Origin of the sequence: Nesterenkonia sp. AN1 (assembly GCF_000582475.1) — a bacterium.
Taxonomy (GTDB): Bacteria; Actinomycetota; Actinomycetes; order Actinomycetales; family Micrococcaceae; genus Nesterenkonia; species Nesterenkonia aurantiaca.
Map to the genome: position 1 here is coordinate 164787 of NZ_JEMO01000001.1, position 13634 is coordinate 178420.

Annotated in this window: 9 protein-coding genes and 1 pseudogene; 8 read left to right on the forward strand and 2 right to left on the reverse strand. The window is 66.4% G+C overall.

The features are described 5' to 3' along the window. Positions 1-30: 30 nt before the first annotated feature. Positions 31-408, forward strand: coding sequence for a 50S ribosomal protein L7/L12 (gene rplL, locus BG28_RS00800; protein WP_036473230.1), 378 nt, complete (start codon positions 31-33; stop codon positions 406-408). A 154-nt stretch (positions 409-562) separates the two neighbouring features. On the opposite strand, the gene BG28_RS00805 is transcribed toward rplL, so the two are convergent. Both BG28_RS00805 and BG28_RS14005 read right to left on the reverse strand, forming a co-directional pair. Then, the gene (locus BG28_RS00805; protein ID WP_036473232.1) at positions 563-1030 is read right to left on the reverse strand and encodes a hypothetical protein; all 468 of its coding nucleotides are present in this window, start codon (positions 1028-1030) and stop codon (positions 563-565) included. Further along, positions 1027-2400 (reverse strand): PspC domain-containing protein, encoded by a 1374-nt coding sequence (locus BG28_RS14005; protein WP_051500773.1) that lies wholly within the window; start codon positions 2398-2400, stop codon positions 1027-1029. Before BG28_RS14005 ends, BG28_RS00805 begins: the two co-directional genes overlap by 4 nt. A gap of 136 nt (positions 2401-2536) precedes the next feature. On the opposite strand from BG28_RS14005, the gene BG28_RS15585 reads away from it, so the two are divergent. From BG28_RS15585 to rpsG, 7 genes and pseudogenes are all read left to right on the forward strand, one after another. Continuing rightward, the gene (locus tag BG28_RS15585) at positions 2537-2689 is read left to right on the forward strand and encodes a PspC domain-containing protein (protein WP_161634776.1); all 153 of its coding nucleotides are present in this window, start codon (positions 2537-2539) and stop codon (positions 2687-2689) included. Next, the gene (locus BG28_RS00815; RefSeq protein ID WP_051500774.1) at positions 2686-3957 is read left to right on the forward strand and encodes an ATP-binding protein; all 1272 of its coding nucleotides are present in this window, start codon (positions 2686-2688) and stop codon (positions 3955-3957) included. Before BG28_RS15585 ends, BG28_RS00815 begins: the two co-directional genes overlap by 4 nt. Beyond that, positions 3950-4615 (forward strand): response regulator transcription factor, encoded by a 666-nt coding sequence (locus BG28_RS00820; RefSeq protein ID WP_036473234.1) that lies wholly within the window; start codon positions 3950-3952, stop codon positions 4613-4615. Before BG28_RS00815 ends, BG28_RS00820 begins: the two co-directional genes overlap by 8 nt. Before the next feature lie 371 nt (positions 4616-4986). Further along, positions 4987-8505 carry a DNA-directed RNA polymerase subunit beta gene (locus tag BG28_RS00825; RefSeq protein ID WP_036473236.1) on the forward strand — a complete coding sequence of 1173 codons (3519 nt, stop codon included), beginning with the start codon at positions 4987-4989 and terminating at the stop codon, positions 8503-8505. Positions 8506-8567: 62 nt separating this feature from the next. Continuing rightward, positions 8568-12453: pseudogene (locus BG28_RS00830) on the forward strand (DNA-directed RNA polymerase subunit beta'). A gap of 332 nt (positions 12454-12785) precedes the next feature. Then, entirely contained in the window at positions 12786-13160 is a 375-nt protein-coding gene (rpsL, locus tag BG28_RS00835) for a 30S ribosomal protein S12 (RefSeq protein WP_036473238.1), read from the forward strand. Beyond that, complete coding sequence (gene rpsG / locus BG28_RS00840; RefSeq protein ID WP_036473239.1) at positions 13160-13630, forward strand: 30S ribosomal protein S7; 471 nt, start codon at positions 13160-13162, stop codon at positions 13628-13630. The genes rpsL and rpsG overlap by 1 nt, the downstream gene beginning before the upstream one ends. Positions 13631-13634 lie beyond the last annotated feature (4 nt).

A 13634-nucleotide genomic window follows, 5' to 3' on the forward strand; every position in this document is an offset into this window, starting at 1 on the left:
ACCCCCTAAACACTTAGAAGGAGCGCCCCCATGGCGAAGATGAGCAACGACAAACTGATCGAACAGTTCAAGGACATGTCCCTGATCGAGCTCTCCGAGTTCGTCAAGGTCTTCGAGGAGACCTTCGACGTCACTGCAGCTGCTCCCGCAGCAGCCGCAGCAGCTCCCGCAGCAGCCGCTGAGGAAGAAGAAGAGCAGACCGAGTTCGACGTGGTCCTCGAGGCCGCAGGCGAGAAGAAGATCGGTGTCATCAAGGAGGTGCGCGGTCTGACTTCCCTCGGTCTCAAGGAGGCGAAGGACGTCGTCGATTCCGCTCCCAAGGCCGTCCTGGAGGGTGTCGACAAGGCAACCGCCGAGAAGGCGAAGGAGACCCTGGAGGCCGCAGGCGCCACCGTCACCCTCAAGTGATCGGGGCGGCGAGAGCCGCATCCAGGCAGTCTTGACTGCATACAGAGATCCCCCGGAAGGCTTCCTTCCGGGGGATCTCTGTATTGCTGGATCTCTGTATTGCTGAAACTCCGTGTTCCAGAAACTCCGTGTTCCCGAGACGCTGGATGTCTGATCAGAGTCGGCTGCCAGGCTTGGGCATCAGCCCGGTCGCGACCAGGGCGAGCCCGGCCAGGGCGAAGACTCCGAGAGCCACGATGAGCCAGTCGATGTAGATCCCCAGCACGGTGCTCGCCAAGACCCACAGCGCCAGGGCCACCGCGATCGCGGCATAGATGGCCCCGGAGATGCGGGGTCCGTGGATCGACCTGGAGTCCGCTCGGCCGGAGGTCGCCGCCAGGGGACCCTTCCCGGCGGGGGCCGCCGCTGTGCCGGTCGGGGGAGCGGTCCCGGCGCTGAGCGCCGCCTCCGCCTCGGCGCGCTCGAACCAGCGGGGGCCGCGCTCGGGCTCCTTCCAGGTGAAGTCTCGTTCGCTCTGCGCCCGCAGCGACTCAGCCAGCAGCTCGTCGACTTCGGCCGGCTCGGGCGGAAGCGGCCGGGTGGGGTGGGTGCGCGCGTCCTGCTCGGGGTGCTCTGCGGTCATCGCTGCTCACCTTCCTGCTCGTAGGTGGTGGAGTCATAGATCGTGATGTTGCCGAAGGCGGAGTTGAGCTCCAGATGGATCTGATCCTCGGAGTCCTCGGGTCCTATGACCAGGTCCCCGCCGGAGATGCCCGAACGCTCCAGGCCGTCGTCCTGCGTGGCGATCTCCAGGTTGCTCAGCGCCTGCCCGTTGCTGAGGAGGACCTGGGTCTCGTCGGGGACGATCACCGTGGTGTTGGAGAAGGCCTGGTTGACCTGGGCGTCCCAGACGACGGGATCAGCCGGTCCGCTCAGCGCCTCAAGGTCGCGCAGGTCCACCGTGGTGTTGGCGAAGACGCTCTGCACCTGGGTCTCCGTGGTGGTGTAGTCGCCGAAAGCGTGGTTCGATCCGCCGCCGAAGCCGGAGGCGCTCTGTCCGGCAAAGAGCACCAGCATGACCGCAGTGCTCAGCGCGAGCAGCCCCGGAGTGCCGGGGCGCCCGCGCAGCGCCGCCGTGAAGTGGGTCAGCCCGAGTACCAGCACCAGACCGGCGGTGGCCGCGATGGCCACGGTGGTGCTGGAGAGCCCGAGTCCTCCGCCGAACCAGGCGAGTCCCACGATGACCGGCAGGGCCAGCATCGCCAGACCCCAGCTCAGCTGACGGCGACGACGCCGGGCGGCCTGCTCTCGGAACGAGGGCTGCGGGCGGGGCTCCCGGGTCCTGGCGGACACGGAGCTCGCCGGGGCCGCAGCGGAAGCAGCAGGGGAGGCGTGAGCGGCCGGGCTCGGTGTGGCTGAATCTTCCTTGGGATACCAGGCCGGTTTCCCGTCCGCACGCGGCGGCTTCGAGTTCCCGGCCTCAGCTTTTCCCGCGCTGCCCTGACCTGAGGCGTCGAAGCGGCCCGGGGTCGACCGGCCCGCGGCGCCGGAGGCTGATCCTTGCGTGCCTGCTGTGCTCGAGCGCCGCCGATGATTGCGAACCATCACGTAGATGGCCCAGCCCACTGCTGCCAGGATGACCAGGTTCAACAGCACCGCGAGCGGTCCAGCGATGCTGACCGGGGTGAAGATGTTCAGTGCGCCGATGACCGTGAGGACGGCACCGCCGATGAATCCCGAGGTGTAGTCGCCACGCACCGCCTGCTGCGCATGGATCCTTCCCTCGCGATCTGGGATGAACATCCACGCCAGCCCGTAGAGCAGTGCCGCGGGGGAGAAGAAGATGATGAAGGCGACGACGCCGAGCCCCCGCACCAGGGCGGCGTCCCATCCCACCTTGAGTGAGATTCCGGCGAAGATTCCCCCGAGCCAGCCTTCTTCGGGGCGAACGAGTCCTGTGGTGCGCATCCAGTCGAAGAAGCGGCGGCCTGTCTCAGGCTTCTGATTGTCCATGCCTCCAGTCTCCGCCGGGCGCGCCTCTCTCCGCTATTGGGGGGCACCCTGATTGAACCCTGAATCCTGGCCCCGGGCCCCCGATATGGGGCTCAGACCATCGAAGTGCACCGGTCTGCGTGGCAGTATGGAGAACATGGACAGCGCCAGCCAGACGCCCCCGGCGCAGAACAGCGCGCGCCCGCAGCGGCCTCCGCTGCTGCGCGCCGCGCAGACCCCGCTGGCAGGGGTCTGCCTGGGCCTGTCCCGTCACCTGGGGATCTCGGTGACCTCGGTGCGCACGTCATGATCGGACTCAGCATCGCCGGCGGTATTGGCCTGCTGCTCTACTGCTGGCTCTGGATCTTCGTCCCACTCCAGGACGAGCCGCGACCCGATGCGGCAGCCCGGGGCCTCAGCGGCCCTGCAGTCGAGGGCGGCGACACCACGGGTCAGGAGAGCACCGGAACGCAGGGGAGTGCCGCCAGCGGCATCGATCCCAAGGCGGAACCCGCGCAGTACTGGAGCACCCGAGGACGCGAGCTGCTCCATTCCCTGACCAGCTCCCCGCAGGTGCTGCTGGGCGGAGCGCTGCTGGGCGGGGCCGGGCTGATCGGGCTGCAGCTGCTGGGCGCACAGATCAACTGGTGGCTCATCGGACCTCCGCTGATCCTGGGGGTCGGGGTGCTGCTCGCCTGGTCCCAGGTGGACGCCATCGGCCCCAGCACCGCGGACCAGACACCAGGCCAGCGTGCCCCCGGGGCTCGGTCCCGGCAGGCCATCCTGTGGCAGTTCGCCATCGGGGCGCTGCTGGTGATCCTGGCACTGCTGCTCCTGGCCGGTGGTTTCCTGCCCGCGGCGGACCTCCTGCTGGGACTGATGGTGGCGGCGATGCTGCTGGCCGGCGTCGCCCTGGTCACCGCGCCGTGGCTGATCCGGCTCTACCGCACCTCCAACACCGAACGTGCCCGCGCCGCCGCAGAGGCCGAGCGCGCCGACATCGCGGCCCACCTGCACGACTCGGTGCTCCAGACCCTGGCCATGATCCAGAAGCACCGCCACGACCCCGCATCCGTGGAACGGCTGGCCCGGCGACAGGAGCGGCAGCTGCGCGGCTGGCTCTACAGCCGGGACAGCCCCGAGACCGGAACCCTGAAGGAGCAGCTGACCAGCGTCGCCGCCGAGCTCGAGGAGCTGCACAGCGTGCCCGTGGAGGTCGTCGCCGTCGGGGAATCGCAGCGCAGCGATCACCGGGTCCTGGTGGCCGCGGCCCGGGAGGGCATCGTCAATGCGCTCAAGCATGCCGGTCCTGCCTCGGTGTACCTGGAGTCCACTGCTGCCGAGGATGCGGTGTTCATCCGCGACCGCGGGACCGGATTCGACCCCGGCGGCATCGAGTCCGACCGGCTGGGCGTGCGCGAATCGATCATCGGACGCATGAACCGGGCCGGCGGGTCGGCGAGGATCCGCTCGGGCGAGACCGGCACCGAGGTCCAGATTCGCATGCCCGTGACCGCGACGACCGCCCCGGAATCGGCCACCGAGACGATGCCTCAGCGCGAGGAGACCTATGGATGAGCAGTCGACCGGCGATCTGCGCCGGGTGGTCATCGTCGATGACCACGGGATCTTCCGCGCCGGACTGAAGTCGGAGCTCTCGGGCCGGGTCGAGGTCATCGGCGAGGGCCACGACGTCGAGTCCGCGATCGCCGCGGTCCGGGCCGGACGCCCGGAGGTGGTGCTGCTCGACGTGCACCTGCCCGGCGGGACCGGCGGGGGAGGGGCCGAGGTCGTGCGGGCCTGCCGCGACCTCCCCGAGGTGCGCTTCCTCGCGATCAGCGTCTCTGACCAGGCCGAGGACGTGGTCTCGGTGATCCGCGCCGGGGCCCGAGGCTACGTCACCAAGACCATCAGCACCGCCGACCTGGTCCAGGCCGTGCAGGACGTCGCCACCGGAGACGCGGTGTTCTCGCCACGCCTGGCAGGATTCGTGCTCGACGCCTTCGGCACCGGGGGAGTCGAGGACGTGCGTGACGAGGAGCTGGACCGACTCTCGGCCCGCGAGGTGGAGGTGATGCGGCTGATCGCGCGCGGCTACACCTACCGGGAGATCGCCGGCGAGCTGTTCATCTCGATCAAGACCGTGGAGACCCATGTCTCCAAGGTGCTGCGCAAGCTGCAGCTCTCCTCGCGCCACGAACTCACCCGCTGGGCGGAGCGGCGCCGAATCGTCTGACGCCTGACGCCTGACGCCTGAGGCCTGACGCCTGACGCCCGACACCCGGCGCCTGCCGCCCGACACCCGGCGCCTCATCCCCGGCGCGCCGGGGGTGTGTCCCATCGCACGTCCTGTGCACGCAGGCTGGTACAGTTACTGCCCAGAAAGCCCGGAGCCCCTTTAACACTCTCCGCCGGCCTTCCCATTCGGCGTCAGGCACAGCCCTCGCGTCTCATGCCCCAGTGGCTTCATCTTGCCTTGGGCTGTCTTCGTGGTCTATTCTGTACTTTTGCGCATCTTCTCTACATCAGTGCCTTCAAATAGCGGTGGGCAGTTGAATTTATGCGTGATTCCTACGGAAGCTACGAAGGTCTGTGGAAGGATCCAACTTGGTCGCCTCGAGCACCTCAACGACTCAAACCGCTGCCTCGGCCCGCACTGCTGAATACGCAGGCCGACTCTCATTCGCAAAGATCCACGAACCCCTCGATGTCCCAGAGCTGCTGGCTCTGCAGATCGACTCCTTCGACCGCCTCATCGGCAACGACAGCTGGGCTGCTCGCGTCGAGGAGGCCCGGCAGAAGGGCATCAAGGGCGTTTCCGAAACCTCCGGACTCTCCGACATCTTCGAAGAGATGTCACCGATCGAGGACTTCCAGGGCACCATGTCCCTGAGCTTCTCGGATCCTGAGTTCGCCGACCCCAAGATGCCGGTCGCTGAGTGCAAGGAGCGGGACACCACGTATTCCGCTCCGCTGTACGTCAAGGCCGAGTTCATGAACCACAACACTGGTGAGATCAAGCAGCAGACCGTGTTCATGGGCGATTTCCCGCTCATGACCGATCGCGGCACGTTCATCATCAACGGCACCGAGCGCGTGGTCGTCTCCCAGCTGGTCCGTTCCCCGGGCGCCTACTTCGAGCGCACCCCGGACAAGACCAGCGACAAGGACATCTACACCGCCAAGGTCATCCCCTCACGCGGTGCCTGGTTCGAGCTCGAGATCGACAAGCGCGATCAGGTCGGCGTGCGCCTGGACCGGCGCCGCAAGCAGCCGGTCACCGCGCTGCTGAAGGCCCTGGGCTGGAGCGAGTCCCGGATCCTGGAAGAGTTCGGCGAGTACGACTCGATCCGCGCCACCATGGAGAAGGACGCCTTCGAGACCCAGGCCGACGCGCTGATCGACATCTACCGCAAGCTGCGCCCGGGCGAGCCGCCGACCGTGGAGGCCGCCGAGTCGCTGCTGCGCGGGCTCTACTTCACCCCGAAGCGCTACGACCTGGCCAAGGTGGGCCGCTATAAGCTCAACCGCAAGCTCGGCGTGGACAAGGCGTTCACCGACGCCGACGCCTCGGTGCTCAACGAGGCGGACATCGTCGCGATGATCCACTACCTCGCCGCGCTGCATGCCGGCAAGGAGAGCATCAAGGGCGTCCGCGACGCTGAAGAGATCGACGTGCACGTCAGCGTCGATGACATCGACCACTTCGGCAACCGCCGCATCCGTGCGGTCGGCGAGCTCATCGAGAACCAGGTCCGCACCGGCCTGTCCCGCATGGAGCGTGTGGTCCGTGAGCGGATGACGACTCAGGACGTCGAGGCCATCACGCCGCAGACGCTGATCAACATCCGCCCCGTCGTCGCCTCCATCAAGGAGTTCTTCGGCACCTCCCAGCTCTCGCAGTTCATGGATCAGAACAACCCGCTGGCCGGACTGACGCATAAGCGTCGCCTCTCCGCGCTGGGCCCGGGCGGTCTCTCCCGTGATCGCGCCGGCATGGAGGTCCGTGACGTCCACCCGTCGCACTACGGCCGCATGTGCCCCATCGAGACCCCGGAAGGCCCGAACATCGGCCTGATCGGCTCGCTGGCCACCTACGGGCGGATCAACGCCTTCGGCTTCATCGAGACCCCGTACCGCAAGGTCATCGACGGCGTGGTCACCGAGAAGATCGACTACCTCACCGCCGACGACGAGCTGGTCTCCCAGATCGCCCAGGCCAACGCGCCGCTGAACGAGGACGGGACCTTCGCTGAGTCCACCGTGCTCTGCCGCGGCCGCGCAGACGGAACCGGTGAGCAGGGCGAGCCCGTGCTGACCATTCCGGACGCGATCGACTACATGGATGTCTCACCGCGCCAGATGGTCTCGGTCGCCACGGCGCTGATCCCGTTCCTGGAGCACGACGACGCCAACCGCGCACTGATGGGCGCCAACATGCAGCGCCAGGCTGTGCCGCTGCTGGAGTCGGAGTCCCCACTGGTCGGCACCGGCATGGAGAAGTTCGCCGCGATCGACGCCGGAGACTCGGTCACCGCGGAGAAGCCCGGCGTGGTCACCCGCGTGGCCGCCGACATGGTCACCGTGCTCAACGACGACGGCACGCAGATCCATTACCCGATCATGAAGTTCCAGCGCTCGAACCAGGGCAACGCCTACAACCAGCGGGTGCGGGTCTCCGAGGGGGATCGCCTGGAGCGCCAGTCGATCATCGCCGACGGACCCTCCACCGAGGCCGGCGAGCTGGCCCTGGGCAAGAACCTGCTGGTCGCGTTCATGTCCTGGGAGGGTCACAACTTCGAGGATGCGATCATCCTCTCCCAGCGGATGATCCAGGACGATGTGCTCACCTCGATCCACATCGAGGAGCACGAGGTCGATGCTCGCGACACCAAGCTCGGTGCCGAAGAGGTCACTCGTGACATCCCCAACGTCTCCGAGGAGATGCTCGCCCAGCTCGACGAGCGCGGCATCATCCACATCGGTGCCGAGGTCTCTGCAGGCGACATCCTGGTCGGCCGCGTCACGCCCAAGGGCGAGACCGAGCTGACCCCGGAGGAGCGCCTGCTGCGCGCCATCTTCGGTGAGAAGTCCCGCGAAGTGCGTGACACCTCGCTGAAGGTCCCCCACGGCGAGTCCGGCACCGTCATCGGCGTCCGGATCTTCGACGCGGAGGAGGGCGACGATCTGCCCCCCGGCGTGAACCAGCTGGTCCGCGTCTACGTGGCTCAGAAGCGCAAGATCACCGACGGCGACAAGCTCGCCGGCCGCCACGGCAACAAGGGCGTCATCTCCAGGATCCTTCCTGTGGAGGACATGCCCTTCCTGCCCGACGGCACCGCGGTGGACATCGTGCTGAACCCGCTGGGTGTGCCCGGTCGTATGAATATCGGCCAGGTCATGGAGGTCCACCTCGGGTGGGCAGCCAAGCAGGGCTGGAAGATCGAGGGCGAGCCTGACTGGATCAAGAAGCTCCCGAACCTGCCCCGCGAGACCGGACCCACCAAGGTCTCCACCCCGGTGTTCGACGGCGCCGAGCCGGCCGAGCTGACCGGCATCCTGGAGTCTGTGAACCCGTCTCGCGACGGCGAGCAGCTCGTGGGTGCCAACGGCAAGGCGCAGCTCTTCGACGGTCGCTCCGGCGAGCCGTTCCCTGAGGGCGTCGCGGTCGGCTACATGTACATCCTGAAGCTGCACCACCTGGTCGATGACAAGATCCACGCACGCTCCACCGGACCGTACTCGATGATCACCCAGCAGCCGCTGGGCGGCAAGGCGCAGTTCGGTGGACAGCGCTTCGGTGAGATGGAGGTCTGGGCCCTGGAGGCATACGGCTCCGCCTACACCCTGCAGGAGCTGCTGACGATCAAGTCGGATGACATCCACGGTCGTGTGAAGGTCTACGAGGCCATCGTGAAGGGCGAGAACATTCCGGAGCCTGGTGTTCCGGAGTCGTTCAAGGTGCTCATCAAGGAGATGCAGTCGCTCTGCCTCAACGTGGAGGTCCTCTCCGCGGACGGCAGCAAGGTCGAGATGCGTGACTCGGAGGAAACCGGGTTCAGCGCTGCGGAGGAGCTCGGCATCGATCTCTCCCGCGCAGAGCCCAGCTCGGTCGAAGAGGTCTGAGGGCCTCACCGATGCACCTTCACTCCGTCACGAATCTTTAGAGAAAAGAGAGATACCGGACTATGTCCCAAGAATCCTCATTCGGCACAATGCGTATCGGGCTTGCCACCGGTGACGAAATCCGTGGTTGGTCCTATGGTGAGGTCAAGAAGCCTGAGACCATCAACTACCGCACCCTGAAGCCCGAGAAGGACGGACTCTTCTGCGAGAAGATCTTCGGCCCGTCCCGGGACTGGGAGTGCTACTGCGGCAAGTACAAGCGCGTGCGCTTCAAGGGCATCATCTGTGAGCGCTGCGGCGTCGAGGTCACTCGCGCCAAGGTGCGCCGTGAGCGGATGGGTCACATCCAGCTCGCCGCCCCGGTGACTCACATCTGGTACTTCAAGGGCGTGCCCTCGCGCTTGGGCTACCTGCTGGACCTGGCGCCGAAGGACCTCGAGAAGGTCATCTACTTCGCCGCCTACATGATCACCGAGGTCGACACCGACCGTCGCCACGACGACCTGCCGAACCTGCAGGCCGAGATCGACCAGGAGCTCAAGCACCTGGCCGATCAGCGTGACTCCGACATCGCCGCGATCTCCAAGGACCTCGAGGGTGACCTCGAGCGTCTGGAGGGCGAGGGTGCCAAGCTGCCGAGAAGAAGAAGGCACGCGACACCTCCGATAAGCAGATGTCGCAGGTGCGCAAGCGCGCCGACGCCGAGATCGAGCAGCTCGAGCGGGTCTGGGATCGCTTCAAGAACCTCAAGGTCTCTGACCTCGAAGGTGATGAGGCGCTCTTCCGCGAGATGCGCACTCGCTACGGCCAGTACTTCGAAGGTGCCATGGGCGCCGAGGCGATCCAGCGTCGCCTGGCCACCTATGACATGGAGGCCGAGGCCGAGCGGCTGCGCGAGATCATCGCCACCGGCAAGGGGCAGCGCAAGACCCGTGCCCTGAAGCGGCTGAAGGTGCTCAACGCGTTCCTCGCCAACGGCACCACCCCGCGCGGCATGGTGCTCGAGGCCGTCCCGGTGATCCCTCCGGAGATCCGCCCGATGGTTCAGCTCGACGGCGGTCGCTTCGCGACCTCGGACCTCAACGACCTCTACCGTCGTGTGATCAACCGCAACAACCGTCTGAAGCGTCTGCTGGATCTCGGTGCCCCCGAGATCATCGTGAACAACGAGAAGCGGATGCTCCAGGAGTCCGTGGACTCGCTCTTCGACAACGGTCGTCGCGGTCGTCCGGTCACCGGACCGGGCAACCGTCCGTTGAAGTCGCTCTCTGACATGCTCAAGGGCAAGCAGGGACGCTTCCGGCAGAACCTGCTCGGCAAGCGCGTGGACTACTCCGGGCGTTCGGTCATCGTGGTCGGACCGCAGCTTCAGCTGCACCAGTGTGGTCTGCCCAAGCAGATGGCGCTGGAGCTGTTCAAGCCCTTCGTGATGAAGCGCCTGGTGGATCTGAACCACGCGCAGAACATCAAGTCGGCCAAGCGCATGGTGGAACGTCAGCGTCCCCAGGTCTGGGATGTTCTCGAAGAGATCATCACCGAGCACCCGGTGTTGCTGAACCGCGCACCCACCCTGCACCGTCTGGGCATCCAGGCCTTCGAGCCGCAGCTGGTGGAGGGCAAGGCCCTTCAGCTGCACCCGCTGGTCTGCTCGGCGTTCAACGCCGACTTCGACGGTGACCAGATGGCTGTCCACCTTCCGCTGTCTCCCGAGGCTCAGGCCGAGGCGCGCATCCTGATGCTCTCCTCGAACAACATCCTGAAGCCCTCGGACGGCCGCCCGGTGGCGCTGCCCTCGCAGGACATGATCATCGGTCTGCACCACCTGACCACCAGGCGTGAGGAGGAGACCGGCGCAGGCCGCGCCTTCTCCTCCATCGGTGAGGCTCAGATGGCCTTCGACCTGCGCGAGCTGCACATCAACGCGCCGGTGAAGATCACCGTCGAGGGCTACACGCCGTCGGCGGCGGTTCCTGCTCCCGAAGGCTGGGAGCCCGGAACCCCGGCCACGCTGACCACCACCATGGGCAAGGTGCTCTTCAACCAGCTGCTGCCGGAGGGCTACCCCTGGCAGGACTCGGTGGCGGACAAGGGCCAGCTCTCGAGCCTGATCAATGATCTGGCCGAGCGCTACCCGAACAACGTCACCGCGCGCACCCTGGACAACCTCAAGGATGCCGGCTTCTACTGGTCCACCCGCTCGGGCGTCACCGTCGCAATCTCGGACGTGACCTCGAACATGGACAAGAAGAAGATCATGGACGTCTACGAGGATCAGGCCGCCAAGGTCCAGTCCCAGTACGACATGGGTCTGATCGGCGACGACGAGCGCCACGCAGAGCTGGTCGAGATCTGGACCAAGGCCACCGACGAGGTGGCCGCAGCGATGCAGGCCGGCATGGATGAGCACAACAACATCAACCGGATGGTCACCTCCGCGCCCGAGGCAACTGGCTTCAGGTCCGGCAGATCGCGGGCATCCGTGGTCTGGTGACCAACCCCAAGGGTGAGATCATCCCGCGGCCGATCAAGTCCTCCTACCGCGAGGGCCTCTCGGTCCTCGAGTACTTCATCGCCACCCACGGTGCCCGCAAGGGCCTGGCGGACACGGCGCTGAAGACGGCGAACTCGGGCTACCTGACCCGTCGTCTGGTGGACGTCTCGCAGGACGTCATCGTGCGTGAGGCAGACTGCGGGACCTCCCGCGGGCTGACCGTCACGATCGCGGTGGCCGACGACAACGGCGAGCTGAAGCTGCATGAAGAGGTGGAGAACTCCGCCTACGCCCGCACGCTGGCCGTGGATGTGCATGACGCCGAGGGCAACCTGCTCGCAGAGGGCGGATCCGACGTCGGCGATGTGCTGATCGACAAGCTCTTCGCCGCAGGCGTCTCCGAGATCAAGATCCGCTCGGTGCTGACCTGTGAGTCGGCCGTGGGCACCTGTACCCGCTGCTACGGCCGCTCGCTGGCCACCGGACAGACCGTGGACATCGGCGAGGCTGTCGGCATCATCGCCGCGCAGTCCATCGGTGAGCCCGGCACGCAGCTGACCATGCGTACCTTCCACACCGGCGGCATCGCCTCGGCAGATGACATCACCCAGGGTCTGCCCCGTATCCAGGAGCTCTTCGAGGCCCGCACCCCCAAGGGTGTGGCGCCCATCGCGGAGGTCGCCGGACGGGTGCACCTGGATGATTCAGAGAAGCAGCTGCGCCTGGTGCTGACTCCTGATGACGGTTCCGAGGAGCACGCCTACCCGATCCTGCGCCGTGCGCGTCTGCTCGTCTCCGACGGTGAAGCCGTCGAGGTCGGTCAGCAGCTGGTGGCAGGCGCCGTGGATCCCAAGCAGGTGCTTCGAGTGCTCGGCCCCCGCGCCGCACAGAAGTTCCTGGTCTCCGAGGTCCAGGACGTCTACCAGTCCCAGGGCGTGGGCATCCACGACAAGCACGTGGAGGTCATCGTCCGGCAGATGCTGCGCCGGATCACCGTCATCGACTCCGGCGGCACCAAACTGCTGCCGGGCGAGCTGGCGGACCGGTTCCGCTTCACTGCCGCCAACCGCAAGGCTGTGGCAGAGGGCGCGCAGCCGGCCTCGGGACGTGACGAGCTGATGGGCATCACCAAGGCCTCACTGGCCACGGATTCCTGGCTCTCGGCGGCCTCCTTCCAGGAGACCACCCGGGTGCTCACCCAGGCGGCGATGGAGTCCAAGTCCGATCCGCTGCTGGGCCTGAAGGAGAACGTGATCATCGGCAAGCTGATCCCGGCCGGCACCGGTCTGGATCGGTACACCCAGTCCACGGTGGAGCCCACCGAGGAGGCCAAGGCCAACCTGTTCACCGGCCCGAGCCTCTACGGCTCGAGCTTCGACTACGCAGGAGCCGAGGGCGACGGCGAGTTCCATGCCATCCCGCTCGACGACTACAACACCGACGTCGACTTCCGCTGAGCGGAGCTGACACGACGTTCCGCTGAGGCCCCGAAGATCGGGGGCTGAGGATGGAGCGGCAGGCAAGGCCCGGGGGAGCGATGCTCTCCCGGGCCTTGCCTCGTCTGAAGCGTCCTCGGGCCCGTTCGCGCTCCGAGGGCACAGCTGTTAGTGTTAACGTGATTGTTTCTGATGTGGCAGAGGGACTCGGTCCGGGTTGCGGGGAAGTTGCGCAACACATGCCACATTTTTGCACGCCTGGGGACCAGTACCCGCGGACCGTGTCTAGAACTCTCGACCGCGGGCAGACCTCAAACCTCTGCTTCCCTCACTACACGTATGGAGAACGCATAGTGCCTACTATTCAGCAGCTTGTGCGCAAGGGGCGTCATCCCAAGCGCACCAAGAACAACACCCCTGCACTGCAGGGCAGCCCGATGCGTCGTGGCGTGTGCACCCGTGTGTACACCACGACCCCGAAGAAGCCGAACTCGGCTCTGCGCAAGGTGGCCCGTGTGCGCCTCGGCGGCGGCGTCGAAGTCACCGCCTACATCCCGGGCGAGGGTCACAACCTGCAGGAGCACTCGATCGTGCTCGTGCGCGGTGGTCGTGTGAAGGACCTTCCCGGTGTCCGTTACAAGATCGTCCGCGGCGCCCTCGACACCCAGGGTGTCAAGGGTCGCGGTCAGGCTCGCTCCCGCTACGGGGCCAAGAAGGAGAAGAAGTAATGCCACGTAAGGGACCCGCACCCAAGCGCCCTCTCGTCCAGGATCCGGTCCACGGATCACCCTTGGTCACGCAGCTGATCAACAAGGTCCTGGTCGACGGCAAGAAGTCCACCGCAGAGCGCATCGTCTACGGCGCGCTCGAAGGTGTCGCGAAGAAGTCCGGCGATGACCCGGTGACCACGCTCAAGAAGGCCATGGACAACGTCCGCCCGGCACTGGAGGTCCGCTCCCGCCGCGTCGGCGGCGCGACCTACCAGGTCCCCGTGGAGGTCAAGCCCGGTCGCTCGACCGCGCTGGCCCTGCGCTGGCTGGTCGGCTACTCCAAGGACCGCCGCGAGAAGAGCATGACGGATCGCCTGATGAACGAGATCCTCGACGCCTCCAACGGTCTTGGTGCCGCTGTGAAGCGCCGCGAGGACACTCACAAGATGGCCGAGTCCAACAAGGCCTTCGCCCACTACCGCTGGTAATAGA